Here is a 25,166-nt window from a genome sequence, read left to right as displayed (position 1 = left end):
TTTTGTTGCAATTTTTGCGGCGCGGCGCAAATTTGCCTCGATGTCGCCGACTTGTTCCGTATTTCTTCGAAAAAGACCGGAAAAATCGGGGACGCTCGAAATAGCAGAGGAGTAAATAATGGAGAAAGTGTGGCGTCAATCGCCCAGGCAGTCGCAATTTTTCGACTGTTGGGCTAATAAAAAATTACGTTTTCCTGCTGTGACCAACAACGCCACTGGCGAAATCTTGCAGATATTTATTTAGCCCAAAATGATCACTAATGGACGATATAAAAATCCATTACATCGTTTGATGCACAAGTGATTTCCCCTTCCCAGGGTTTATCCGAGGTCTCCACGGGCGCAGAATTCAACTCATGGGGAACGACAAAGAGACACCCCGAGCAATCCAGACAGGATGCCTCCCCCGTTCCAAATCAACAGATCAGGAGTGACATCATGCGTATTCAAACCATTGCAACTTCCGCCGCCCTAGTCCTCGCCCTGGTGGGTATCGCCCATGCGGGCACCCCGCGCGGCGACTCGGACAACGTGCCGTTCCAAGGCGTCTACGGCCAATCGGACAATGCGTCCGCCAGCCGGGCGCAAGTCCAGGCTGAACTGGAACAAGCCAGGAGCGCGGGCCTGGTAGCGCGCGGCGATCTGGACAACGCCCCGTTCGCCGCCCAGGCCGATAGCGGCGTGGCGCGCGCGCAGGTCGCCGCTGAAGTGGCGCGGCAACCCGGCGCCACCGCCTTCGGCGACCCTAACAACGCGCCCTTCCAAGGTGCCTGAACAACGCAGCAGCAAAGACCCAGGCCGGCTCAGTGTCTGAGCACCGATTCCGTAGTCCGGCCGCCTGGACCCGCTGAATCCAGGTGGTTGCCCCGGCGGGAGGCGGGGCGGCAGTTCAAGCAGTCCTCCCGGCGCAGTACCTCGGCCCCGTCCCCACGGGGCCGAGCCTTTTCCGTCAGGCGAAGGCCGCCAGCTCTTCCTGCATGACCTCCCGGGCCAGCTCCGCGAAGACGCTCACCAGCCGGGTACGGTTGTGATACGGCGGATACAGCAGGCCGATGATCACCGGCACCGCCGGGGAGAAAGGCCGCACCTCGATTTCCCCCTCCAGCTTTTCCTCGCCCGCCGCGATGGGATTGATCAGGCTGACACCCAGGCCCGCCGCCACCAGCGCGCAGATGGACGCGCCCAGGCCGGCCTCGGCCACGATACGGCGCTCGACCTTGGCCGCGTGAAAGATGCCGTCGATGCGCTCGCGCAGCGCGCTGCCCATGGGAAAGGAAATGAAAGGCTCGCCGACGAAATCGGCGGGCTTGAGCCGTTTCAGGCGTGCCAGACGATGGCCGCGCGGCAGCACGGCCACGCAACGCGTGGTGATCACGGGCTCCACCTGTACGCCCGGCACGTCGCTATACAACATGGCCAGCCCCGTCTCGCAGAAACCGGACGTGATCCAGTCATGCACCGTGCCGGCATTGCCCGACTGGATCGACACCATGACGTCTGGATACTGGGCCTTGAAGCGCACCACGATGCGCGCCAGCAGGCCGCCCGCCAGGCGCGGCATGGCAGCCACGCTAAGGCGGCCCGCCGAAAACGACCGGATGCTGGCCGCCGCGGACTCCAGGCCGGCCAGGCCGATGAAGGTCTTCTCGACCTCGGTGAAAAAACGCGACCCGTCCAAGGTGGGCGTGAGCCGGCTGCCGTTGCGTTCGAACAGAGGAAACTGCGTGATGGCTTCCAGCTGCGCGATCAGCCGGCTTACCTGCGGTTGTGAAGTGTGCATGCGGCGGGCCGCCGCGGTCATCGATCCGGACACCATGATGGCCCGGAAAGCCTCGATCTGGCGCAGGCCCAAGCGTGGATTTGTCATACCAATACCGTATGGAGCAATACATAAGTGGAATTGGGAAAAACATTACAGGTAAGACATACTTTTCGCCATCCGGGCCACTACGAGTCCGGCATGTATAGACCGGGGAATTACTTGAAAGCCACCACCACGCTTGCCGCGGCGTTGCTCCTTGCCGCCACCTCCGCCGCCATCACCACCGCGCATGCCGAAGGCGCCGGCCGCCTGGACAAGATCCGCGAAACGGGCGCCATCGTCATCGGCCATCCGGAATCCTCCGTGCCGTTTTCCTATCTGGACGCCAGCCAGAAGCCGATCGGCTACACCGTGGAGATCTGCCAGGAAATCGCCAAGGCGGTGCAGGCGAACCTGAAGCTGCCCAAGCTGGACGTGCGCTACAACCCCACCACCTCCGCCACCCGCATTCCGCTGTTGAACAACGGCACGATCGATCTGGAATGCGGCAACACCACCAACCTGCCTGACCGTCACAAGCTGGTGTCGTTCGCGCCCACGACGTTCGTCGCGCAGGTGGTGCTGATGGCGCGCAAGGATGCGGGCGTGGACCCCAATGACCCGGCCACGTTCCGTGGCAAGGCCATCGCTGCCCAGGCCGGCGGCCAGACCTTCCGCCTGATCTCCGAGATCAATGCCAAGAACAACTACGGCATCCAGGTGATCGGCGCCAAGGACACCGGCGAAACCTTCCTGATGGTGCAGTCCGGCCGCGCCGCCGGCTCGGCCAACGATGATGGCCTGGCTTACGGGTCAGTAGCCTCGTCCAAGACCCCTGACGACTTCGTCATCGGTACCAAGGGCCTGCAACTGGCGCCGTACGGCATCATGGAACCCAAGGATGATCCGGCCTTCAAGAAGGTGGTCGACGACGCCGTGCTCGAACTGATGAAGAACGGCAAGATCGCGGCGATCTACGAGAAGTACTTCAACTCGCCCATCCCGCCGCGCGGCATCAACCTGAAGTATCCGATGAGCGACGCCCTCAAGCGCGCGCTGGCGAATCCGACCGACTCGGGCGACCCCGCCGCCTATCAATAAATAAGGACCCGGCCAGGCTGCGCCCTCCGGGCCCCGCGATACCGTGGGGCCTGGTCATGGACGCGCCTGGCCCGGCGTCATCCATTCCTGGATACGCAATGAATTACGACTGGAGCTGGCAGGTCTTCCTGGAGATGTCGCCCGACGGCGTGCATAACTTCCTGCAGACCCTGGCCATGGGTGCGGGCTGGACGCTGGCGCTGTCGCTGTCGACCTGGGTGCTGGCATTGACGCTGGGATCCCTGCTGGCGGTCTTCCGTACCTGCACGTCCCGCGCCTTGCGGGTCATCGGCACGGTGTATGTGGAACTGTTCCGCAACTGTCCGCTGCTGGTGCAGATGTTTCTCTGGTACTTCGTCTTCCCCGAAGTCGTGCCCAAAGCACTGGGGCTGGCCATCAAGCAGATGCCGCAGCCCTGGGGGCAATTCGTGCCAGCCTTGCTGTGCCTGACCCTGTATGGCGCGTCGCGCGTCTGCGAGCAGATCCGCGCGGGCATCCAGTCGCTGCCACGCGGCCAGTTCCAGGCGGGCACCGCGCTGGGCCTGAGCCAGGTGCAGGTCTACCGCCACATCATCCTGCCCGAGGCCTATCGCATCGTCATCGCGCCGCTGACCTCGGAATTCATGGGCACCATCAAGTACTCGTCCGTCGCGCTGACCATCGGGCTGCTGGAGCTGACCGGCCAGGCGCGCGCCATGCAGGAATTCAGCTTTCATATCTTCGAGGCCTTCAGCGCCGCGACGCTGGTCTATCTGATCATCAACGGCCTGGTGGTGCTGAGCCTGCGCGGCCTTGAGAAACGCTACGCGGTGCCCGGCCTGATCGCCGGCAAGCACTGAGAGACGCCGCCATGGGTAATTTCGATTTCGGCGTCATCCGCGACGCACTGCCGTATCTGTTCGGCACCGGCATGACCTTCACCCTGACCCTGACCGCGCTGGCGGGGCTCGCGGGGTTGGTACTGGGCACCTTGTTGGCGCTGATGCGGCTGTCGCCGCTGAAGGCGCTATCGGTGCCGGCGACGATCTACGTCAACACCATGCGCTCGATCCCGCTGTTGCTGGTGATCTTCTGGTTCTATTTCCTGGTGCCTTATCTCGGCGCCTGGATACTGCGCTCGCCGCGCCCCATTCAGGTGGGCGCGTTCAATTCGGCGGTGATCACGTTCTCGATGTTCGAGGCCGCGTACTTCTGCGAGATCATGCGCGCCGGCATCCAGTCGATCGCGCGCGGCCAGTTCAATGCCGGCCTGGCGCTGGGCCTGACGCAACGCCAGACCCTGATCAGCATCGTGCTGCCGCAGGCCATCCGCAACATGACGCCCGCCCTGCTGACGCGGGTCATCATCCTGTTCCAGGACACCTCGCTGGTGTACGTGCTGGCGCTGACGGACTTCCTTGGCGCTGCTTCCAAGATCGGCCAGCGCGACGGCCGTCTGGTGGAACTCTACGTTTTCGTCGCCGTCGTCTACATCCTCATCAGCTTCCTGGCTTCGCAGTCGGTGAAGCTGCTGGAAAAACGCCTCATTCCCGCGCGTTGACGCGGTTTTACTCAGAAGAATCCGCATGGCAGCCTCCCTTCCGCATTCCCTCCAGACCGAGCTTCCTGGCCACTTCGTCGACCTGCGCAGCGACACGGTCACCCGTCCCACCGATGCCATGCTGGAAGCCATGCGTGCCGCGCCCATCGGCGATGACGGCCTCGACGGCGATCCCTCGGTGCGCCAGCTGGAAAGCACCGTCGCCGCGCGCCTGGGCAAGGACGCAGGGCTGTTCGTGCCCAGTTGCACCATGGCGAACCTGCTGGCGGTACTGGCGCAGACATCCAGCCGCGAACAGGTGGTGCTGGAATCGAACGCGCACATGTACACGTCGGAACGCGGCGCGGCCACCTTCACGAATCTTTTCTATCTGGGCGTGCCCGGGGTGGACGGCGCCATGGACCTGGACCGCCTGGCCGAAGGCGTGCAGGGCGGCGGCCACAAGCTGAAGACGTCGCTGGTGGCCATGGAGACCTCGCACAACAACGCCGCCGGCGCCGTGCCGTCGCTGGACTACATGCGTGCGGTGCATGCGCTGTCGACCGAGCGCGGCATCGCCGTGCATCTGGACGGCGCGCGCCTGTTCAACGCGGCGGTGGCCCTGGGTGTCGAGCCGGCGGCCGTCACGCAGTACACGGACACCGTGTCTCTGTGTCTGTCGAAGGGACTGAGCGCACCCGTCGGCGCCGTGCTTGCCGGGCCGCAAGCGGTGCTGGACCGTGCCCGCGCCTTGCGCCGCATGATAGGCGGCACGCAACGCCAGGCTGGCCTGATGGCGGCGGCCGGACTTTATGCGGTCGAACACATGGGCGCGCGTCTGACGCAAGATCATGCGCGGGCGCGTTTGTTGAGCGATGGTGTCAACGCCATGCAGGCCGTCATCAGCGCCACCGTGCCGCAGACCAATATCGTGCAGATCGATGTATCACGCAGCGGGCGTGACAGCGCCACGTGGGTACGGGATCTTGAAGCGGCAGGGCTGGCCGTGCGTCCGTGGGGCGCTGCGCGTCTGCGTTGCGTCACGCATCGGCATATCGACGATGGCCATATCGAGCGGGCCTTGGAATCGATACGTTCGGTGCTGGCGCAGGGCGAGTAAGGGCGGGGCCATCGTGCCCGCAAAGATTATTGTTTTTGTGACGGGCGCCGCTCACGCGCCCCACGCAAGCCGCTCAGCCCACGAACCCCCAGGCCAGCAGGCCAAGGGGCAGGGCGGCACAAACGGCCTGCCGTGCCCATGCGGGGCGATAGGTCAATAACAATGCCAGCGGCAACGCCGCCATGGTCAGCGCCCCCAACCACAGCACCGTGCCCACCGAGGGCCCCCAGGCGCTGATGGCAGGCCCCAAGGCCAGGGCCAGCACCGCGTAGCCGACGCCGCGCAACAGGCGGCGCGTGCGCGCGGGCGGCTCGCGCCGCAGCAGATCTTCGTAGTGGCGGTCCATCGACGCGGCAATCGCGCCGAAACCCGCGAACGCCAGTAGCAGGCAAGCCCAGGCCATTATTGCTGCACTCCCATTTCGCCAGCGTCCACCACGCGGGACTGAATGGCCGTGGCCACGGCCGGCGCCGGTTTACGCTGTGCGGCGGCACTCACCGCCACGCCCTTGTCAGCGTGTTTTGATGCCGCCTTGCCGGCGCCCGCATCGGCGCCCTTGGCCGCAACAGCAGCAGTCCCCGCCCGCAGTTTGCGGACCGCGAAGACCAGCAGCACCGCCACCGCCATGGCGCTCAATTCAAAGCCGGCGATCGTCCATTGCCCGCGCGCCAGGCTGCTCCACAAAGGCAGGCCGCCCGTCGCGGCATTGAGCACCGGCAACAGGAACAGCAGCACCGCCGCGACGCTCAACTGTTCGATCCAGGCTCGCCGGTGGGTGCGCAACAGCGGGTGCAAGGCGCACAGCAACCACACGCAGAAGAAGCCGCGTATCTCCCACAAGGAACGATCCGTCAACGCCGCGGGCAGCAGATGATTGATCCAGAAGTAAGCCGCGATGGCCACCGACAATCCACTGATGGCCCCCACGTTGAGCACTTCCACCAGTCGATGGCTGAATGGCGTCTTGCCCGCCTTGCGCCGTTCGGGCAGGCGCTTGACCACCCACAGCACCAGCCCCGTCGCCACCATCAGCGTGCCGGCGATGCCGGACAGGAAGAACATCCACCGTACCGCGGGCCCGGCGAAGCGCCCGATATGCACGTTGATCATCGCCCGGTAGACGTCGGTGCTCCAGGCCGTGGCGGTCTCGGGCGGCCCTTCAAGCGGCAGGCCGTCCGCCGTGTAGAACAGGCGCCGCGCCGGATACTCGGTGATGTGCGCGCCTTCGCCCGGCCGCACTTCCACGGTGCTGTTCGCCTGGCCAGGGTTCTTGATCACGAAGGAATCCACGCCTCGACCGCCGAACTGCTGGTTGGCGTCGCGCAGGATCTGATCCAGTACCAGCACGCCGGCCACCGGCGCGGCGGCATCGGCGGGACGCGCCAGGCTGGGATCGAACTGCGCGCGCCGCTCCTGGAAGAACTGGTTGCGTTGCCCGTCGTAGGCGGCATCCAGGCCCCATGGCAGCAGCATGAACATCAACAGCAGCAGGCCCGTGAACGTCAGGACGAAGTGGAAGGGCAGGCCCAGCACGGCCAGCGCGTTATGCGCGTCCAGCCATGATCGTTGGCCCTTGCGCGGACGGAAGGTGAAGAACTCGGTGAAGATCTTCTTGTGCGTGATCACGCCACTGATGATGGCCACCAGCATGAAGAACGCGGCAATGCCGGCGATGATGCGTCCGGTATAGACGGACATCCCGTAGAACTCGAAATGGAAGCGATAGAAGAAGTCCGCACCACGCGTCTCCGGCACTTTGAGCACCTCGCCCGTGCCCGCATCCAGCATCACGGATTCGCGGCCACGCCGTCCTTGCGCCGCGCCCTTGGCCCGCCAGCTGGCTTCCACGGCGGGCTGGCGCGCGGTAGGCAGGTCCACGGTCCATTGTTCGGCGTTCGGGGCCAGTTCGCGCAGAGTCTTTACCGCGCGGTCGGCGGTTTGCGCGTCGGCGAAGGAATGTTGCACCGGCGGTTTCATCCAGGCCGATATCTCGTCGCGCACGTAGCTCAGCGTGCCCGTCAGGAACATCGCGAACAGCGCCCAGCCAAGCAGCAGGCCGGTGTAGGTGTGCAGCCAGGACATGGACTGGCGCAGGCCTTCGACTTTCCCATCTGGTCTCATGACGCGGCTCCCATGAACACGCCGGTGAAAAGGCGATCCAGCACGTAGCAGAGCAAGGTGCCGCCCAGGACCCAGCCCCAGGCGCGCTTGGCGCTGGCCGACGCGAATACGACCATCACCGCGATGGCATAGACCAGGAAGCCGATCATCGTCGCGGCCACCGCCGCGTCGGCGCGGGTCACCACGGGTAGCAGCAAATGGGCGCTGAGCGTGGTCGCCGTATAGGCGAACAGATAACCGGCAGGGCCGGCGGCCAGGGCGCGCGATAGCACCGCGCAGCGGTAGGCAAGGGGCAGACGGGAAGCTTTGGCGGACATCGGGAGTGGGGCTCCACGCGCGCGATGTCGGCGTGTGGGCGGGCTAGGCAAACCCCCGAGTGTAATACAAATGAGAGTTATTTCTATTATTTGAAACCGTTTTGCGCTGACCGGGCCGCGTCGCCTGCCTGATTCGTTCGGGAAAGGAAGGGGCTCCGCCCCCTCACCCCGTCGCGGCCGCTCCCTCAAGCGGCGCGCGGCGCCTACGCACGCCGCGCGTGGGCGAGCAAGGTGGCGATGGCAGCCAGTTGAATGACGGCCGCTACCGGAAACAGCCAGATGGCGTCGCCCGCCTCACGCAGCAAGCCGAACAGCGCGGGCGCGAACGCATACGTGCCCTGCGATACGGCGACGATCAGCGGAATGACGCGTTGCGCGTCGGCACGGCTGAATTCGGTCTGCGCGATCAAGGGCGGCAGCGACGTCGCGTTGCCGATGCCTGAGCCGAACAGCAGCAGCCCGACCCAACGCAAGACGATGGGCAACACGCCCTCCTGCGCCGGCAAAGACACACTGCACAGCAACGCCACCACACCCGCGGCCTGCAGCCCGTAAGCGATGGCGGCGACACGGCGCCGGTCCGTGCCGGGCGGCATCAACTTGCCAACGGCCATGCGGCCGACGATCGCGCAGGCGGTGCACAAGCCCATGGCGACACCCGCGGTTTTTTCACCCATGATGGGCACCAGCAGCGAGAACAGGTGGGCGATCAAACCGATCTGCGCGAACAGACCCAAGGCCATGCCGGCGCAGAGCGTAAGAAAGCGGCGGTCTTGCCACACCTCGATCAAGGGCGCCGGCGTGGCTTGCACCGGAGAGCGGGCATCGGCCGCTGACGCGCCAGCGTGGGTGGCTGCTTGCGGCGCGGCGTCCAGCCCGTCCGGCGCCTGGCCTTTCGACGCGGGCGTATGACGGAACACGGCGGCCGCCAGCCAGGCAATGACGATCACCATGACAACGCCGACGACCAGCGCCGCGCCATCCAGCCCCATCATCCCGATCAGCAGCACCCACAAGGGCGAGAACACCACGCCACCCAGGCTGGCGCCGTTATAGGCCATGCCCAGGGCGGCGGGACGGCGCGCGGCATACCAGGGCGCGACCAATGCATTGACCGCGGCGGCGCCCATGGCCACCCAGCCGGCGCCGCTCAAGGTCGCGGCCAGGAGCAGTTGCAGCGGCGTCGCCGCGATGCCCCAACCGTACACCCCCAGCGCCAGCACCAGCGCGCCCAGGACGGTAATGCGCGGTACGCCCGCGCGCCGGTAGAGCCTGGGCAGGTTGGCTACCACGAAGGCGCCGAGCACGAAGTGCCAGGTGACGGCGGCGGACGCCCATGCCACGTCGGCCGCGCCGCGTTGCACCACCGACTGCAGATACACGGGTGGCCCGTAGAAGCCCACGCCCCAGCCGAACACCGCCAGCACGAAAGTGGCCGCGACCACGGTGGGTCCGAAGAAGGCGCGTTGAGACGCGTTGATGCTCATCGTCATTTTCTAGTTGTCGTGATGGACAGGTGGCCAGTATGCTGCACCATCGTATCCATACTTCGACCTGGATCGAATCATGCCCGACATCTCCACTCCCGCCGGCGCGAACGCCGACAACCAGCTTGCCGCCGTGGCGGCCGCCATCGGCGATCCCGCCCGCGCCCGCATGCTGTGCAGCCTGCTCGACGGCTGCGCGCGCACGGCCACCGAACTGGCGGCGGTCGCCGACGTCGGCACCTCCACGGCCAGCAGCCATTTCGCCCGGCTGCGCGACCAGGGCATGGTGGAGCAGACCACGCAAGGCAAGCATCGCTACTACCGGCTGGCCAACGCCGATGTCGCCACCGCGCTCGAAGCCCTGCTGGTCGTCGCGGGCGTGCGTGGCACGCCCTTCAAGCCGCGTACCCCGCCGGAGCTATGCGAAGCGCGCACCTGCTACAAGCACATGGCAGGCGCGGTCGCCGTGCGCGTGCACGATGCGTTTCTCGCGCAAGGCTATCTGCACGCGCGTGCCGGACAATACGCGCTGACCGCGGCGGGCGTAGCCTATCTGCGCGGCCTGGGCGTCGATGTCGCCGCCATCCACACCACACGCCGCAGCTTTGCCCATCCCTGCCTGGACTGGAGCGCGCGCAAGCCTCATATCGGCGGCGCCCTGGGCGATGCGCTGCTGGCGCATTTCATCGCACGCAGATGGGTGGAACGGCAAGGCGATTCGCGGGCACTGCGCCTGACTCGCAGTGGCACGAAAGCACTTGCTTTCGATTGAGCTTGCAACGCTGGCCGTCAGCGTTGCGGCACCACGTTATACCCGCGGCATCAGGCCAGCCACACTTCCCGCACCATCGACTCCAACGCCACCACCAGCGGTTCGGCGGCGCGATCCGACGACACGATGAAACCCAAGGTGGCATCGGCGTGGACATTGCTCCAGACCGTGCAGTCGCCCGCCGCCGCCCCTTGCAAGGCGATCTCCTCGCGCAGCAACGCGCACCCTGCATCGGCCCGGACCAGGGCCATGAGATTCGCCTGATCATCGTTCTGCATGACCACGCGGGGGCTCAAGCCGTGGCGCTCGAACAGGTCGCGCAACAGCAGGTGGGTGTGGCTGCCGGCCGGCCCGTCCAGCCAGGGCAGTTGCGCCAGCTCACGCCAGCCGCCTTTGCGCAGGCTGTCGGCCAGCGTGCGCGGCAGGGCCACGCGATAGCGCACGCTGCGCAGGGTCATCCACTGCAAGCCGCGCGGCGGCGTCGCGGCCAGGGTCAAGGCCGCCGCCAGCCGACCGTTGGCGACCTGGTCCGCCAGCACCTCGGCGGGCATCACGTGCGTCTTCAATTCCACCAGCGGCAACTGGCGCATGACCATGGCCGCGAGCTCGCCCAGCCGCAGGAAATCCGGCTGATCGCTAGGCACGCCCAGTTCAAGCAGGCCGTGCAATTCGCCTTGCAAGGCCTGCGCCGCCGACTTCAGTTGATTGCCCAGGGCCACCAGCTGTTCCGCCGTTTCCAGCAGCGCCTCGCCGGCCTTGGCCAAGGTCAGGCGGCCGCCGCTGCGATCGAACAGCGCGACACCCAGGCTTTGCTCCAGCGCCTTGATCTGCGCGGTCACCGCGGGTTGCGTCAGGGACAGGGCTTCCGCCGCGCGCGTCACGTTGCCCAGGCGGGCCACCTTGATGAAGGCGCGGATCTGATAGATCTCCATGCCGCCGTCAGGCTGCCAGCAGACGCACCTGGCTGGGCTCCAGGCCCAGCGCGACCGGCGCACCGATGGGGAAGATGGACAAGCCTGCCAGATGGGATTGGTCGGCGGTGATGCACTGGTCGCCGATCATCACCTGGTAGCGCGTGAACTCGCCCTGGAACTCGCTGGCATGCACGACACCCGGCAGCCATACATAGCGGGCATCAGGCGTGCCGCCGGCCAGGTCGATGCGTACCGTGTGCGGGCGAAAGCTGGCGGCCAGCCTGGGCGCATCCGGCAGGTCGCCATTGACCGGCAGATGCAGGTCGCCCACGCCTTCCACCGCCAGCACCACGCCTTGGCTGGCGCGTTCCTTGACGGCGCCTTCCAGCACATTCATCGTGCCGACGAAGTTGGCCACGAAGCGGTTCACGGGGAAGTCGAACAGATTATTGGGCGAGCCGATCTGCTGCACCACGCCGTGATCCAGCACGGCCATGCGATCGGCCGTGGTCATGGCTTCTTCCTGGTCGTGCGTCACGAAAATCGTGGTGATGCCCAGGCGCCGCTGCAGGGCCAGGAGCTCGCGCCGCATCTGCACGCGCAGCTTCTTGTCCAGATTGGACAGGGGCTCGTCCAACAGCAGCACCTGCGGTTCGATGACGATGGTGCGCGCCAGCGCCACGCGTTGTTGCTGGCCGCCGGACAGCTCGTTGGGGCGGCGCTTGGCGTACTGCGACAAGCCCACCAGGGCCAGCGCGGCTTCGGTGCGTTCGCGCACTTCCGCGCGTGGCACCTTGCGTTCGACCAGGCCGAAGGCGACGTTGTCGAAGACAGTCATGTGAGGCCACAGCGCGTAGCTCTGGAACACCATGCCGATGTTGCGCTTCCACGGGGGGATACCCGTCACGTCCTTGCCGTCGACCAGCAACTGCCCGTGCGAATGCTGGTTGAAGCCCGCGATCAGACGCAGCAAGGTGGACTTGCCGGATCCCGAAGGCCCCAACAGCGCAAAGAACTCACCCGGCTCGATGGAGATGTTCAGGTTCTTGAGCACCTGGGTTTTGCCATAGGACAGCGAGATGTCCCGGCACTCGACACCGACTTTTTTCATAGGGTCTCCAACGCTTCATTATTGTTCGTCCGCGCGGGCCGCTGCCGCGCGGTGGAGCGCTGCACCAGCACATGGCTGGCATAGGTGCCTATCGCTACCGCGACCACTGCCAGCACGCCCAGCGCGGCGCCCGGACCGCGTCCCGACGCGCTCTGCATATACAGGTAGATGCCGTAGCTCATGGGCGCCTGGCTTTCGCGCGTCACCAGCATGATGGTGGCGGACAATTCCACTGCCGCCGTGATGAAGCTGGTGACGAAACCCGCCAGCATGCCGCCGGCCATCAAGGGCACCACCACTCGCCGGATAGTACGCCAACGGTTGGCGCCCATGGATTGCGCGGCCTCTTCCAGGGACACGTTGATCTGCTGCAGCGACGCCACGCAGGAACGCAAGGCATAGGGCAGCCGCCGCACCGAGTACGCGATCATGATCAGCACCCACGAACTCGTCAGCAAGGTGCCCGTGAAGGGGATCTCCACGCCGCGGAAGGTGCGCAGCAGGCCGATGGCCAGGACGATGCCCGGAATCGCCAGGGCCGCCGACGCCATCCAGTCCAGCCACTGGCGGGCGGGCAGGCGCGTGCGCAGCAACAGGTAGGCGATGGCCGTTCCCAGCACCACGTCCAGGCCGGCCGCCAGGCCGCAATAGAGCAGGGTGTTGGCGATCATGCCGCTGGAATCCTGGAACACCGACGCATAGTGAGCCAGCGTGTAGCCGTCCGGCAAAGGCGCGTAGCTCCACACGCTGGCGAAGGACAGCAGCAGCACGCCGATATGCGGCGACAGCACCAGCAGCAACACCAGGATGATCCAGCCGTAGGCCAGCACGCTTTCCGCGGGACGCAGACGGCGTTTATGGATCGCGCCGCCGCCTTTCTGCAAGGTCGAGTAGTCCTTGCCGCTGAGCACGCGCGTGGACAGCCACAGGGCCGCGATCGAGAACGCGATGATGATGACCCCGATCACGTAGCCCAAGGGATCTTCCAGGCCCACCTGGGTGATGCGCAGATAGGCCTGCGGCGCCAGCATATTGGTCGCGCCCAGCACCAGGGGCGTGCCCAGGTCGTCGAACACCTTGATGAAGACCAGCGACGCGCCTGCCACGAAGCCCGGCAGGGCCAGCGGGAAGATGATGCGGCGGAACAGCCGGAAGCCGCGCGAGCCCAGGTTGAACGCCGCCTCTTCCATCGAGCCGTCGATGTTGCGCAAGGCCACCACCAGGTTCATCAGGATGAAGGGGAAGTAGTGCAGCGCCTCGACGAAGATGACGCTGTTCAGGCCTTCCATCAGCGGCAGGTTGATGTCGAACCAGTCGCCCAGCAGAAGATTGATGCTGCCCGAGCGGCCGAAGATCAGCTGCATCGCCACCGCCCCGACGAAGGGCGGCATGATCAGCGGCAGCACCCCCAGCGTCTGGATGATCAGGGCGCCACGGAACTCGAAGCGCACCGTGAAGTAGGCCAGCGGCACCGCGATGAGCGACGCCAGCAGGGTCGACCAGCCGGCGACGTAGAGGCTGTTGAAGAAGGCCTCCTGCATCAGGGGCTGATGGAAGAAGGACTGGAAGTGGCCCAGGGTGAAACTGCCGTCCGCGTTGACGAAGGCAGTGTGGAACACCATGCCCACCGGCACCACCAGGAACAGTATCAGGAAGCCGAGCACGAGCAGCGCCACGGCCCCGGTGCCCTTGCCCAGGCCCAAGGTTGAGAAAGTTCGCATGACGTGCCTTAGAGTGCCGCCGCCTGGCCCGCCAGTTTCACTGCCTCTTCGTAATTGGCGCGGGCCTTGCCGTTCCACTCACCTTCCAGCTGGGTGATTTTCTGGCTGACCGAGGCGTCGCGCTTGTCGCCCGAGAACAGCTTCTGGAACGTCGGGTCGGCCGCCTGCTTCTCGTCGACCAGCGGATCCCAGGCCAGCTTGCGTGCCTGCGCCAGCAGCTCCGCCGCCTTGCCGGACTTGGCCTTGTCGCCCAGCTTGCGTTCGGCGTCATAGATGGCCTTGGTGGCCTGCTGCAATTCCTTCAGGCGGAAGGTGATGGTCTGGTCGTAGAGCGACTGCACCACGTAATAGCGCGACTGCGACAGGTCGACGTCGAAGTGCACCTTGCTGCGCTTGGCGATTTCGGCGGGGTCCGGATAGCCGTCGGGGATCTTGCCCTTGAGTTCGCTGTAGGGGAGCACGGGCAGGCGCGAGATCTTGGGATCGAGCAGCAGTTCCTGGCCGGGCAGGTCCAGCGAGTAGCGGATGAACTGCTTGGCTTCCTCGGTGTTCTTGGCGCCGTCGATCAGGGCGATATTGGCCGGCACGATGGAGGTTTCCGATGGGTAGACGAACTCCACCGGGAATTTGGAGAACTTGCTCGACAGGCCGAAGAAGTCGATCACCGGGCCCGCGCCGAACTGCCCGTTATTCACGCCGTCCGGCACACCGAAGGAGCGCTCCGTCACCGCGCTGCTGTTGCCGGACATGCGCAGCAGAGTACGCCAGCCTTCGTTCCAACCTTCGCCTTGCAGGATCGTCTCGGCGGTCAGGTGCATGGTGCCGGACCGCGACGGCGACGTGATGCCCACGTGGCCGAACCAGGCCGGCGCCAGCAGGTCCTTCCATTCGACGGGCGCGGCCAGCTTGTGCGCCTTCAGGTAGCGCGTGTTGTACATGATGCCGTAGCCGGCCAGGGCCTGGCCGAAGTAGAGCCCGGCGGTGTCGTTGATCGGGAAGCTGCCGATCTTGTCGGGCACCTTGGCATTCGCCAGGTCGGCCGCCTTGGCCAGCAGCTTGGCCTGGGCCAGCAGCTCGAAGGCGTCGGGAGCGCTGGCCCAAAACACATCGGGCCGCTGGCCCGCAGGTGTTTCGCGCACATAGGCGATGCCGGCAACCGTGTTCTTGTTCAGGAATTCCAGCGTGATGCCGGGATGGCTTTTTTCAAAAACCACCTTGTAGGCCTGGGTCAGGTCCTTGGGGAAGGAAGTGATCACCGTCACGGTGCCGGCCTGCGCGGCGGCGCCGATGCCGGTGAGGGTCAGGGCCAGGGTCAGCGCACGGGCAAGCGGTCGGATCTTGGGCATTTTTGTCTCCTCCGTATTTATTTATCGTGCGGCAACCTTAATGGGCCATCTTGCTCAGCGTCCAATCAGAAATTTTGATGTGGGGTATCAGTGGGGCGTGGATGAGACCCGAGCCCTTCAAGACCTCGGGGAAACCCTGGTCTTACGATACGTACGCCACGGCGACCCTCACGGCCCCCCGCACCGCGGACGTGGAAAACTTCACGGGTAGAAATCGTTCGATTACCTCGAAGTTGGTTTTCGCATGCGCGGTGACGCTGGAGCAGGTGTACGCTGCCTCGCCGCGCCGGCGCCACACCGCGAGCGCCAGGGGCAGCGCCCATTGGTCGGCCAGATACGGGCCCAGCGCGGCTTCAGTCGCCCGATAGGCCAGGACGTCACGCACCAGGCTGCTGGCAACCGCTTCCGCGGTGACGCCGCGCTCGCCGAATTCGGTGAAGACTTCGCTCACGTTCTCGTACACCAGGGTCGCCAGCAAGGCATTGCCCGGGCCCTCGTGCTGGCGCACGGGCGCCTCACGCAATTGGTGACCGTCCCAGCCGAGGTCTTTCCCAAGCTGATCCAGCTCGCGCCGGGCGACCGCGCGGGGCAAGGCGGGTGCGAAGCACTCGGCGTACTCCTCCATCAGGGCGCCGCGGTCCACCAGATCGAACGGACACAGATGCTCCGCCGCGGGTTGGATCACGGCTTCGATCGCACCGCCACCGGCAGGATAGAAACCCAGGCGTTGCAGCTTCAGTTCGACACCCGCACCCAGCTTGCGCATGAGCGGCGCGTAGCTACGATCGAGAAAATGAAACGGCGGCGCCATGGGATTGTGCGTGCCGCCACCCAGCCGCAGATGGCTGGGCGCATCGGCCATCAACAGCGCCGGCCAAACGGTTTGCAGCACCAATGTGCAGCTGCCCGCCGTGCCTATGCTGAAGGCATAGTCGCCCGCGCGCACCGGGCCCGGCGTGAACGCCAGCGTTTGTGAATTGAGTTCAGCGCCGGTCGCGTGCGCGCCGCTGATTTCAACGGCAGCGTTCACGCAGGCCAGATGCTGGCGCATCAGCCCGGACTTGGAACGGCCAGCGCGGATGCGGGTCAGGCGCAAGGGCAGGCCCGTGCACATGGACAGGGCCAGCGCGGTACGGAGGATCTGTCCGCCGCCCTCGCCCGCGGAACCATCGATTTCGATTATCTTCGACGTGCTCACGCCTTCATCCTTTTACGCATACGACCTGCTTCAGGGTGTGCACCACTTCGACCAGATCCTTTTGCGCGGCCATGACCGCATCGATGTCCTTGTAGGCCATCGGGATTTCATCCACGACGCCGGCATCCTTGCGGCACTCCACGCCGGCCGTCGCCTTGGCCTGATCAGCGAGGGTGAACTGCTTCTTGGCTTGCGTGCGGCTCATCACGCGGCCGGCTCCGTGGCTGCAACTTTCGAAGCTTTCCGGATTACCCAGGCCGCGCACGATGTAGCTGCGCGCGCCCATGCTGCCAGGAATGATGCCCATCTCACCCCGGCGGGCGCTCACCGCCCCCTTGCGCGTCACGAAGACGTCTTCCCCGAAGTGACGCTCCTGCTGCACATAGTTGTGGTGGCAGTTCACGGCTTCCACGTGGGACTCGAAGGGTTTGCGGATGATCGTACGGGCCGCGGCGATGACATTGGCCATCATGACTTCACGGTTGCGCATCGCGAACTTCTGCGCCCACGAGACACCACGCACATAGTCGCCGAAGTACTGGGCGCCTTCTTCGAAGTAGGCGAGATCCATATCGGGCAGGTTCTTCTGGTGGCGCTCGGCATCCTTCTTGGCCAGGTCGATGAACAGCGTACCGATGGCATTGCCCACGCCACGCGAGCCCGAGTGGAGCATGAACCAGACGAAGCCGGCTTCGTCGAGACACACTTCAATGAAGTGATTACCTGACCCCAGGGTGCCCAGGTGTTTGCGATTGTTGGTCTTTTCCAGACGCGGATATTTTTCGCACAGCGCGTTGAAGTCGTCGACCAGCGTGGCCCACGCCTGATCGACCGCTTCGGGCGGATTTTCCCAACCGCCAGGATCGCGGCCCGGCGCGCGGCCACGCTGCCGGGGCGCGGAACCGTGCGGCACCGCCTGCTCGATGGCAGAACGCAGCCCGGCCAGGTTATCCGGCAAGTCCTCGGCACGCAGCGTGGTCTTGGCGGCCATCATGCCGCAGCCGATGTCCACGCCCACCGCGGCCGGGATGATGGCCTTGAGTGTGGGAATCACGGAACCGACGGTAGCGCCGATACCCAGGTGAACGTCAGGCATGGCCGCGATGTGTTTGAACACCACGGGCAGGCGCGCCGCGTTGGCCAGCTGCTCGCGAGCGGCATCCTCGACGGGGACGCCCTTGGTCCACATCTTCACCGGCACGCCGCCGGCGATTTCTTCAACATTGAAATTCTTGTTCGACATTTTCTTGTTTTCCAAATGATCATGTGTCTTCGCGACACCTACGTCCCACGCGTGGCGACCAACAGTTGATGAGACACTCCGATGTAGTCCCATCGGCATTCGCCACGCGACGACGACTGCGCTTTACCTTGCCGTCTGGTGCATCGCCAACTACTGCGCGACCAGCGACACTTTCTCTATTTCATCGGCCCAGTGGCCGTCATCCATCTGTCCGGCGGCGAAGTTCGCCACCATCGTGAACACCGCGTCGGAGAAGCCGCCGACATTCATGATGTCGAACCGCTCCGCCGCCTGCGTGGTCGTGTACGGCTGGATATCCATGCACACCAGGCGCGCCTGCGGATTGCGCCGCTTCAACGTCTCCCATTCGCGCATGGTCTGCGTCGCACCGCAACGCCGTGCATCGACCCAGGACTCATTGTCCGAGACCAGGATCACCAGGTCCACCACCGCGCCCTCGCGGTTCAGCATTGCCAGCGGCGCGCTGCAATTGGTGCCGCCGCCGCCTATCCCGGCCAGCGCCTGCGCGTTGGTCAGGACCGAGTCGCGAGGATTCAAGGCCAGCGGCACCACCTGCTGTGCGAACGGCAGCACGCGGGCTTGCGGGTTCTTGCGCAGCACAGCCGCCGCCACCAGCGCGGCCACGTCTATGCAGCGTACCGCTGAGGACGCCGAACCACGATAGCCGGTCACCGGCGAGCTCATCGAACCCGACACGTCCGGGCACACTGCCACGCGCCCCGTCCAGGCGGGCACGTTCGCCAGTGAGAGTTCCATTGCATCCTGCAATGCTTCGCGCACCACCACGGGCACCGCTCCACCCGCCGCCTTGCAAGCTGCCATCAGTTGATACGGCATCACGCGCGCCTTGGCCACGGCCTGCGCATCGCACAGCTTGGCGGCGACCATCTCGGCCATACCAGGGATGGTGAACACGCCATGCCGGGCGAACGTATTCAGGTTCTGCCGCAGCATCTGCCACGAACCCAGGCGCGCGATCTTCGCCCACTGCCCGGCGTTCAGATCCAGCGCCGTCAGCATCTGGAACGGCACATCCGGAACGTCCGCCGTCGCGGCCAGGTCACCCTGGGCACAGGCACGCTTGAAGCGTTCGAAGGCTTGCGTGATGGGCGGCAACGCCGCTTCATCAACGGCCTTGCCGATCAACCAAGCGAACCACGCGGCACGCCATGCTTCGGCGGGCTTGGGATGGACCATCTTGACCACGTCGGCCAGCGAAGGCGTATTGCCCACGGCAGCGATCAGCAATTGCTTCTCGCTGGCGTTCTGCAGCCAGTGCTGCACCAGCTTCTTCGGCCGAGTGCCCAGGGACTTGCGGCCCACGGCGCCACTACGCAGGATCTGCACGAAATTGCGCAACATCTTGCCGTTGTCCACCACTCGGGAGAACGTCTGTGCCAGCAGCGTCACGTCACGCCCAGCCAGAATAGCCGCCAGCAAGGCAGGCATGTCTTTCATATGGCCGGACTCACGTGCGTAGATCGCCGTCTTGGCGACGAAGGACGCTTCCAGCTCCTGGGCCAGCGCCATCACCTTAGCAAGCTGGTCTTCCGCGTTGGCGTAAAAGGTCCGGTTCAGGCATCCGGTGGCGGCGAGCTGCGCCAGCTGCTGGCGCGCCTCAAGCGCGTAAGCCGGCGCCTGGTGCGCATTGCGGGCCGCGGCGACGGGAAGCAGCGCGCCCTTGAGCGATTGGAAAAGCGTCGTGTTGACCATGTTGTTCTCTCTCTCTTGGCATTCAACTCGTTGTTCGTACTCTCCTATTTGCAATAGGCATGCCAACTTTTAAGCACCGCCCCGAATTTTCTACAAGCCTATGATTTTTATAGAAAAATAGATAACTCTCAGTCCGTATTGAAAAAAGCCTTGAGAATGGAAGATGCTATTTACTAGAATATTGGCTAGTTATTTAGCTAAACAGATATGCCCAAAAAAACCGTAGTGGTTGGCTTCCTCGGCACCCAGCTCGATTCGGGAAATGGCCCCGGTCGCTGGGAGAAGTGGCGCCCGACCATCTCGCTCGTCCAGCACGAAGACAAGCTGATCGACCGCCTGGAACTGATACACGCGACCAAGCACACGGCGATCGCCCGCGTGCTTGCGCACGACATCGCCACCGTATCGCCTGAAACCGAAGTCAATCTGGTCCCCATGGATGTCGAGGACCCCTGGGACTTCGGCGAGATGTATGCGGCGCTGTACGACTGGGCGCGCGCCTATCGCTTCGATCCGGATCATGAACAGTATTGGGCGCACATCACTACCGGCACTCACGTCGCGCAGATCTGCATGTTCCTGATGGTGGAGTCGCGCCTGATCCCGGGGCTGCTGTTGCAGACGGGGCCGCCCAAGCGGCAGCAGCGCGGCAGTCCCGGCACCTGCACGCTCATCGATCTGGACCTCTCGCGCTACGACGTGCTGGCGCAACGCTTCAGCCAGGCGCGCACCGAAGCGCTGGATTTCCTGAAAAGCGGCATCCCTACCCGCAACGAGCGCTTCAACGCCCTCATCGAAGAGATCGAACGGGTTGCAGTGCGCTCTCAAGCGCCGGTCCTGCTGACTGGCCCCACGGGCGCCGGCAAGTCGCACCTGGCGCGGCGTATGTTCGAACTCAAGAAGTCCCAGCATCAGGTGCAGGGCGATTTCGTCGAAGTGAACTGCGCGACGCTGCGTGGCGATGGCGCGGCATCGACGCTGTTCGGCCACAAGAAGGGCGCTTTCACCGGCGCGGCCGCCGACCGGGCGGGGCTGCTGCGTTCCGCGCATCAGGGCGTGTTGTTCCTGGACGAGATCGGCGAATTGGGCCTGGATGAACAGGCCATGCTGCTGAAGGCTGTAGAAGAGAAGCGCTTCTTTCCCATGGGCAGCGACCGCGAAGTCAGCAGCGATTTCCAGCTGATCGCCGGCACCAACCGCGATCTGCGCGTCGATGTGGCGCAGGGACGATTCCGGGAGGACCTGTTTGCCCGCATTAACCTCTGGGCGTACACGTTGCCGAGCCTGGCGCAACGTCCCGAGGACATCGAGCCCAACGTCGATCATCTGCTTACGCGCGCGGCCGCGGAGATCGGCCAGGCGGTGCGCTTCAATGCCGAGGCCAAGGCGCGCTACCTGCAGTTCGCCCGTTCGGCACAGGCGCGCTGGAGCGGCAACTTCCGCGATCTTTCCGCCAGTGTCACGCGCATGGCGACCCTGGCGGATGGCGGGCGCATATCGGCGGGTCTGGTCGACGCGGAGATCCAGCGGCTGCAATGGTTATGGCAACCCGCCGTACAGTCCGATGCCAGCACCGTCGACCTCGGCGCCGTGCTGCCGGCCGACGCACTGGCCCGACTGGACCTGTTCGACCGCCTGCAACTCGAAGCTGTCATCCGTGTATGCAGGGAATCGAACACCTTGTCCGAAGCGGGCAGGCGGCTGTTCGACCAGTCGCGCGCTCAACGCAGCGTGGTCAACGATGCCGATCGCCTGCGCAAGTACCTGCTCAAGTTCGACCTGACGTGGGATGCGATAGGGCAGGTGTGCGCATAGCGGGAGCGGTCAAAGCGGCGCCACGAATGAAGAAAGCCACCGAATCCGGTGGCTTTCTCGTTGAATCGACTTGTTCAGTCGATCCGGCTGCTCACACCATCAAATATCAATGTTCCCCGCCGACAGCGCGTACGTTTCGATAAAGTTGCGGCGCGGTTCGACGTCGTCGCCCATCAGGGTCTGGAAGACTTCGTCGGCAGCGATGGCGTCTTCGATCTGGACGCGCAGCAGGCGGCGAACCTTGGGATCCATGGTGGTTTCCCACAGCTGCGCGGGGTTCATTTCGCCCAAGCCCTTGTAGCGCTGCTTGCTGACACTGCGCTCCGCTTCGCTACGCAGCCAACGCATGACTTCACGGAAGTCGTTGACGCCGGCTTCCTTGCGCTTCTCGCCTTCGCCGCGGGCCACCATGGCGCCCTTGCCGATCAGGTCAGAGAAAGTCTTGGCCGAGTGCGACAGCACGCTGTAGTCGGCACCCGCGACGAAGGTCGCATCGATCACGCTGATACGCGCGTTGCCATGACGCATGCGGCGCAGGATCAGGCGTTGTTTTTCCGTGGCGGCATCGACTTCGGCGGTGACCGTCACTGCCTTGGGCGCCAAGGGATCGAACAAGGCCTTTTCCAGAGCCGCGGCCGAGGCGGCGGCAGCTTCCGGCGTATCCAGGTTGATTTGCACGCCTTCGGCCATGGCCGACAGCGCGGCTTCGTCGATCATGCGGGAGGCGCGTCCGATCACGGCGTCGGCCAGTTCGTATTGACGGGCCAGTTCCGATAGCGTGTCACCGCTGATGACGTCGGCGCCTTCGGACGGCACCAGCGAAGCATCCTTCAACGCGAGTTGCAGCATGAACACCGCTTCTTCCTGGTCATCCTTCAGATACCGTTCATCACGGCCAACCTTGACCTTGTACAGCGGCGGCTGGGCGATGTAGATGTAGCCGCGCTCCACCAACTCCGGCATCTGGCGATACAGCAAGGTCAGCAGCAGCGTACGGATGTGCGCGCCGTCGACGTCCGCGTCAGTCATGATGATCAGGCGGTGATAACGCAGCTTCTCGACGTTGAAGTCCGGACCGATGCTGGTGCCCAGCGCGGTGATCAGGGTGGCAATCTGTTCGCTGGCGATAAGGCGGTCGAAACGCGCCTTCTCGACGTTCAACACCTTGCCGCGCAGCGGCAGGATGGCCTGGAACTTGCGATCGCGGCCTTGCTTGGCCGAGCCGCCTGCGGAGTCACCCTCGACGATGTACAGCTCGCACAGGGCAGGATCCTTCTCCTGGCAGTCGGCCAGCTTGCCGGGCAGGCCGGCGCCTTCCAGCACGCTCTTGCGCCGCGTCATTTCGCGGGCCTTACGTGCCGCCTCGCGTGCCCGCGCGGCTTCGACGATCTTGCCGCACAAGGCCTTGGCGTCGTTCGGATGTTCCTGCAACCACGTATCCAGCGTGCGCGCGACGGCGTCTTCCACGGCCGGGCGCACTTCGCTGGAAACCAGCTTGTCCTTGGTCTGGCTGCTGAACTTGGGCTCAGGCACCTTGACCGACAACACGCAGGCCAGGCCTTCGCGCATGTCGTCGCCGGACGTTTCGACCTTGGCCTTCTTGGCCAGCTCGTTGTCCGCGATGTACTTGTTCAAGATCCGCGTCATCGCCGCGCGCAACCCGGTCATGTGGGAGCCGCCGTCGCGCTGAGGGATGTTGTTGGTGAAGCACAGCACGCTTTCGGAGTAGGTGTCGTTCCACTGCATGGCGACATCCACCGTGACCGGCACGCCGCCCGCGTTCGACTCGGCGCTGACCGAGAACACGTTGGGGTGCAGGACCGTCTTGCTGCGGTTGATGTACTCGACGAAACCCTTCACGCCACCGGAGAAGGCGAAGTTTTCTTCCTTGCCCTGGCGTTGATCGATCAGGCGAATCTTCACGCCGTTATTCAGGAAGGACAGCTCGCGCAGCCGCTTCGACAGAATCTCGTAGTGATATTCGATGTGGTTGAAGATGATGGGATCGGCCAGGAAGCGCACTTCGGTGCCGCGCTTTTCCGTCTTGCCGGTCACCGCCAGCGGCGCCACGCGCGCGCCTTGGCGGAATTCCATTTCATGCACTTCGCCGTTGCGGCGAATGGTCAGGCGCAGCCATTCCGACAGCGCGTTAACGCAAGACACGCCCACGCCGTGCAGGCCGCCGGACACCTTGTACGAGTTCTGGTCGAACTTGCCGCCGGCGTGCAGTTCGGTCATGACGATTTCCGCCGCGCTGCGGTGGAATTCGTCATCCTTGTGAATGTCGGTGGGAATGCCGCGACCATTGTCCGTCACCGAGATCGAGTTGTCGGTGTGGATGGTCACGACGATGTCGTCGCAATAGCCGGCCAGCGCCTCGTCGATGGCGTTGTCCACGACTTCGAAAACCATGTGATGCAAGCCCGTGCCATCGGACGTATCGCCGATGTACATGCCGGGGCGCTTGCGCACAGCCTCCAGCCCCTTGAGCATCTTGATCGAATCTGCACCGTAGTCGGCGTTCTCGGGATTGGTATTCGGAGTGTCGGACATAAGTCTTTTCGTTTACTGATTCAAAGAGCCACCAGCCCGGAGGGCCGGCACACCAGGCCGGAAAAGCCGGCAAGGCGAGGAGGGAAACGATGCACGTCTTGCGGGTCGCCATGCAGGCGACCAGCGCGAAGGACGTGCCCTGGAACGGCCCCTTGCGGGCCCGGCCCAGGGTACGTCCTTCGCTTAAATGCGCATCGGCATGACGACGTACTTGAACTGCTCGTCGTCAGGCAGCGTGATGAGCGCCGAAGCGTTCTGGTCGGGCATCACGGACCACTTGATTTCTTCGACCTTGATGTTGTTCAGCACGTCCAGCAGGTAGCCGACGTTGAAGCCCACATCCAGCGCTTCGTGGCCGTAGTCGATGTCGATTTCTTCCTGCGCCTCTTCCTGCTCGGCGTTGGTCGAGGAGATCTTCATCAGGTTCTGCGCCAACTGCAGACGCACGCCCTTGAACTTGTCGGTGGTCAGGATGGCGGCGCGCTGCAAGCTGCCTTGCAGGGCTTCGCGATTGACCAGGAAATGACGCGTGTAGGCCGTGGGGATGACGCGCGTGAAGTCCGGGAACTTGCCTTCGACCAGCTTGGAGACCAGCTCGACGTCGCCGAAGCGGAAGCGGATCTGGCCCGGCGCCACGTCGATGTCGACGATGGCGTCGCTGTCGTCCAGCAGACGCTGCATTTCCAGCACGGTCTTGCGCGGCACGATGACTTCATGGCGTTCGGCGATGCCGTCGGCTTCGGTGGAGCTGTGCGCCAGACGGTGACCGTCGGTGGCGACGGCGCGCACACGGCCCGGTTCGAACACCAGCAGCATGCCGTTCAGGTAATAGCGGATGTCCTGCTGGGCCATGGCGAAGTGCACCATGTTCAGCAGATGGCGCAGCGACTTCTGCGTCACGCGCAGCGACACGTCCCATGTCTCGGGCTGGGCCACGGTGGGGAATTCGCTGGCGGCCAGGGTTTGCAGGGCGAAGCGGCTCTTGCCGGTTTGCACCGTCAGCTTGTTGCTGTTCAGGGACAGCTTCAGGTCGCCCAGGTCCGGCAGCGCCTTGAGAATGTCCAGCAGCTTACGCGCGGCGACCGTGATGGACTCGTTATCGCCGCCCACGCCGAAGTCGGCGTGCGTGGTGATCTGCACTTCGAGGTCGGTGGCGATAAACGACACCCGGCTTCCCTCTTTGCGCATCAGGATGTTCGCCAGGATGGGTAGCGTATGCCGTCTTTCGACGATGCCCGCCACCGTCGACAGCGGTTTAAGCAATGCATCGCGTGTGGTTTGTACGAGTTGCAT

Annotated in this window: 21 protein-coding genes; 7 read left to right on the top strand and 14 right to left on the bottom strand. The window is 64.6% G+C overall.

The window, feature by feature from the left end; genetic code table 11:
- The first annotated feature begins 438 nt into the window (after positions 1-438).
- Positions 439-774 carry a DUF4148 domain-containing protein gene (locus ASB57_RS23120; RefSeq protein WP_057654322.1) on the top strand — a complete coding sequence of 112 codons (336 nt, stop codon included), beginning with the start codon at positions 439-441 and terminating at the stop codon, positions 772-774.
- Between the two features lie 175 nt (positions 775-949).
- Here the strand turns inward: ASB57_RS23120 and ASB57_RS23115 are convergent, their stop codons facing one another.
- Entirely contained in the window at positions 950-1,867 is a 918-nt protein-coding gene (locus ASB57_RS23115) for a LysR substrate-binding domain-containing protein (RefSeq protein ID WP_082621781.1), read from the bottom strand.
- Between the two features lie 114 nt (positions 1,868-1,981).
- Here ASB57_RS23115 and ASB57_RS23110 point away from each other — a divergent pair, with 114 nt between their 5' ends.
- The 4 genes from ASB57_RS23110 (at position 1,982) to ASB57_RS23095 (ending at position 5,541) form a co-directional block, all read left to right on the top strand.
- A complete protein-coding gene (locus tag ASB57_RS23110) occupies positions 1,982-2,902 on the top strand; it encodes an amino acid ABC transporter substrate-binding protein (protein WP_082621780.1) in 921 nt (306 codons plus the stop codon).
- A 98-nt stretch (positions 2,903-3,000) separates the two neighbouring features.
- Positions 3,001-3,741, top strand: coding sequence for an amino acid ABC transporter permease (locus tag ASB57_RS23105; protein WP_057654319.1), 741 nt, complete (start codon positions 3,001-3,003; stop codon positions 3,739-3,741).
- 11 nt (positions 3,742-3,752) lie between these two features.
- On the top strand, positions 3,753-4,442 hold the full coding sequence (locus tag ASB57_RS23100) for an amino acid ABC transporter permease (RefSeq protein WP_057654318.1): 690 nt from the start codon (positions 3,753-3,755) through the stop codon (positions 4,440-4,442).
- Between the two features lie 25 nt (positions 4,443-4,467).
- A complete protein-coding gene (locus tag ASB57_RS23095) occupies positions 4,468-5,541 on the top strand; it encodes a low specificity L-threonine aldolase (protein WP_057654317.1) in 1,074 nt (357 codons plus the stop codon).
- 73 nt (positions 5,542-5,614) lie between these two features.
- On the opposite strand, the gene ASB57_RS23090 is transcribed toward ASB57_RS23095, so the two are convergent.
- The 4 genes from ASB57_RS23090 to ASB57_RS23075 form a co-directional block, all read right to left on the bottom strand.
- Positions 5,615-5,944, bottom strand: coding sequence for a DUF3325 domain-containing protein (locus tag ASB57_RS23090; RefSeq protein ID WP_197424801.1), 330 nt, complete (start codon positions 5,942-5,944; stop codon positions 5,615-5,617).
- A complete protein-coding gene (locus ASB57_RS23085) occupies positions 5,944-7,662 on the bottom strand; it encodes a PepSY domain-containing protein (RefSeq protein ID WP_082621779.1) in 1,719 nt (572 codons plus the stop codon). Before ASB57_RS23085 ends, ASB57_RS23090 begins: the two co-directional genes overlap by 1 nt.
- A complete protein-coding gene (locus ASB57_RS23080; RefSeq protein WP_057654315.1) occupies positions 7,659-7,979 on the bottom strand; it encodes a hypothetical protein in 321 nt (106 codons plus the stop codon). Before ASB57_RS23080 ends, ASB57_RS23085 begins: the two co-directional genes overlap by 4 nt.
- Positions 7,980-8,182: 203 nt before the next feature.
- Complete coding sequence (locus ASB57_RS23075; protein ID WP_057654314.1) at positions 8,183-9,466, bottom strand: MFS transporter; 1,284 nt, start codon at positions 9,464-9,466, stop codon at positions 8,183-8,185.
- Between the two features lie 79 nt (positions 9,467-9,545).
- On the opposite strand from ASB57_RS23075, the gene ASB57_RS23070 reads away from it, so the two are divergent.
- Positions 9,546-10,238: a helix-turn-helix transcriptional regulator gene (locus ASB57_RS23070; RefSeq protein WP_082621778.1), complete on the top strand. Its 693-nt coding sequence runs from the start codon at positions 9,546-9,548 to the stop codon at positions 10,236-10,238.
- A gap of 50 nt (positions 10,239-10,288) precedes the next feature.
- On the opposite strand, the gene ASB57_RS23065 is transcribed toward ASB57_RS23070, so the two are convergent.
- From ASB57_RS23065 to ASB57_RS23035, 7 genes are all read right to left on the bottom strand, one after another.
- The gene (locus ASB57_RS23065; RefSeq protein WP_057654313.1) at positions 10,289-11,170 is read right to left on the bottom strand and encodes a LysR family transcriptional regulator; all 882 of its coding nucleotides are present in this window, start codon (positions 11,168-11,170) and stop codon (positions 10,289-10,291) included.
- A 7-nt stretch (positions 11,171-11,177) separates the two neighbouring features.
- Positions 11,178-12,263, bottom strand: coding sequence for an ABC transporter ATP-binding protein (locus ASB57_RS23060; protein ID WP_057654312.1), 1,086 nt, complete (start codon positions 12,261-12,263; stop codon positions 11,178-11,180).
- Positions 12,260-13,984, bottom strand: coding sequence for an iron ABC transporter permease (locus tag ASB57_RS23055; protein ID WP_057654311.1), 1,725 nt, complete (start codon positions 13,982-13,984; stop codon positions 12,260-12,262). Before ASB57_RS23055 ends, ASB57_RS23060 begins: the two co-directional genes overlap by 4 nt.
- A gap of 8 nt (positions 13,985-13,992) precedes the next feature.
- A complete protein-coding gene (locus ASB57_RS23050; RefSeq protein ID WP_057654310.1) occupies positions 13,993-15,330 on the bottom strand; it encodes an ABC transporter substrate-binding protein in 1,338 nt (445 codons plus the stop codon).
- A 142-nt stretch (positions 15,331-15,472) separates the two neighbouring features.
- The gene (gene rtcA, locus ASB57_RS23045; RefSeq protein ID WP_057656367.1) at positions 15,473-16,513 is read right to left on the bottom strand and encodes an RNA 3'-terminal phosphate cyclase; all 1,041 of its coding nucleotides are present in this window, start codon (positions 16,511-16,513) and stop codon (positions 15,473-15,475) included.
- A gap of 19 nt (positions 16,514-16,532) precedes the next feature.
- On the bottom strand, positions 16,533-17,771 hold the full coding sequence (locus tag ASB57_RS23040) for an RtcB family protein (protein WP_057654309.1): 1,239 nt from the start codon (positions 17,769-17,771) through the stop codon (positions 16,533-16,535).
- A gap of 150 nt (positions 17,772-17,921) precedes the next feature.
- The gene (locus ASB57_RS23035) at positions 17,922-19,505 is read right to left on the bottom strand and encodes an RNA-binding protein (protein WP_057654308.1); all 1,584 of its coding nucleotides are present in this window, start codon (positions 19,503-19,505) and stop codon (positions 17,922-17,924) included.
- Between the two features lie 207 nt (positions 19,506-19,712).
- Here ASB57_RS23035 and rtcR point away from each other — a divergent pair, with 207 nt between their 5' ends.
- Positions 19,713-21,320, top strand: a complete 1,608-nt coding sequence (rtcR, locus tag ASB57_RS23030; protein WP_057654307.1) for an RNA repair transcriptional activator RtcR — start codon at positions 19,713-19,715, stop codon at positions 21,318-21,320.
- Positions 21,321-21,419: 99 nt separating this feature from the next.
- Here the strand turns inward: rtcR and gyrB are convergent, their stop codons facing one another.
- Positions 21,420-23,873: a DNA topoisomerase (ATP-hydrolyzing) subunit B gene (gene gyrB, locus ASB57_RS23025; RefSeq protein ID WP_057654306.1), complete on the bottom strand. Its 2,454-nt coding sequence runs from the start codon at positions 23,871-23,873 to the stop codon at positions 21,420-21,422.
- A gap of 183 nt (positions 23,874-24,056) precedes the next feature.
- A complete protein-coding gene (gene dnaN, locus ASB57_RS23020; RefSeq protein ID WP_057656366.1) occupies positions 24,057-25,166 on the bottom strand; it encodes a DNA polymerase III subunit beta in 1,110 nt (369 codons plus the stop codon).

The sequence above is a fragment of the Bordetella sp. N genome, assembly GCF_001433395.1.
GTDB lineage: Bacteria > Pseudomonadota > Gammaproteobacteria > Burkholderiales > Burkholderiaceae_B > Bordetella_C.
Note: the sequence above shows the minus strand (reverse complement) of the source record. Positions and strands in the feature narration are given on the sequence as shown.

Coding starts and splice junctions, on each gene's coding strand:
- ASB57_RS23120 (WP_057654322.1), top strand. CDS start 439: ATGCGTATTCAAACCATTGCAACTTCCGCCGCCCTAGTCCTCGCCCTG.
- ASB57_RS23115 (WP_082621781.1), bottom strand. CDS start 1,867: ATGACAAATCCACGCTTGGGCCTGCGCCAGATCGAGGCTTTCCGGGCC.
- ASB57_RS23105 (WP_057654319.1), top strand. CDS start 3,001: ATGAATTACGACTGGAGCTGGCAGGTCTTCCTGGAGATGTCGCCCGAC.
- ASB57_RS23100 (WP_057654318.1), top strand. CDS start 3,753: ATGGGTAATTTCGATTTCGGCGTCATCCGCGACGCACTGCCGTATCTG.
- ASB57_RS23095 (WP_057654317.1), top strand. CDS start 4,468: ATGGCAGCCTCCCTTCCGCATTCCCTCCAGACCGAGCTTCCTGGCCAC.
- ASB57_RS23090 (WP_197424801.1), bottom strand. CDS start 5,944: ATGGCCTGGGCTTGCCTGCTACTGGCGTTCGCGGGTTTCGGCGCGATT.
- ASB57_RS23085 (WP_082621779.1), bottom strand. CDS start 7,662: ATGAGACCAGATGGGAAAGTCGAAGGCCTGCGCCAGTCCATGTCCTGG.
- ASB57_RS23080 (WP_057654315.1), bottom strand. CDS start 7,979: ATGTCCGCCAAAGCTTCCCGTCTGCCCCTTGCCTACCGCTGCGCGGTG.
- ASB57_RS23075 (WP_057654314.1), bottom strand. CDS start 9,466: ATGAGCATCAACGCGTCTCAACGCGCCTTCTTCGGACCCACCGTGGTC.
- ASB57_RS23070 (WP_082621778.1), top strand. CDS start 9,546: ATGCCCGACATCTCCACTCCCGCCGGCGCGAACGCCGACAACCAGCTT.
- ASB57_RS23065 (WP_057654313.1), bottom strand. CDS start 11,170: ATGGAGATCTATCAGATCCGCGCCTTCATCAAGGTGGCCCGCCTGGGC.
- ASB57_RS23060 (WP_057654312.1), bottom strand. CDS start 12,263: ATGAAAAAAGTCGGTGTCGAGTGCCGGGACATCTCGCTGTCCTATGGC.
- ASB57_RS23055 (WP_057654311.1), bottom strand. CDS start 13,984: ATGCGAACTTTCTCAACCTTGGGCCTGGGCAAGGGCACCGGGGCCGTG.
- ASB57_RS23050 (WP_057654310.1), bottom strand. CDS start 15,330: ATGCCCAAGATCCGACCGCTTGCCCGTGCGCTGACCCTGGCCCTGACC.
- ASB57_RS23040 (WP_057654309.1), bottom strand. CDS start 17,771: ATGTCGAACAAGAATTTCAATGTTGAAGAAATCGCCGGCGGCGTGCCG.
- ASB57_RS23035 (WP_057654308.1), bottom strand. CDS start 19,505: ATGGTCAACACGACGCTTTTCCAATCGCTCAAGGGCGCGCTGCTTCCC.
- rtcR (WP_057654307.1), top strand. CDS start 19,713: ATGCCCAAAAAAACCGTAGTGGTTGGCTTCCTCGGCACCCAGCTCGAT.
- gyrB (WP_057654306.1), bottom strand. CDS start 23,873: ATGTCCGACACTCCGAATACCAATCCCGAGAACGCCGACTACGGTGCA.
- dnaN (WP_057656366.1), bottom strand. CDS start 25,166: ATGCAACTCGTACAAACCACACGCGATGCATTGCTTAAACCGCTGTCG.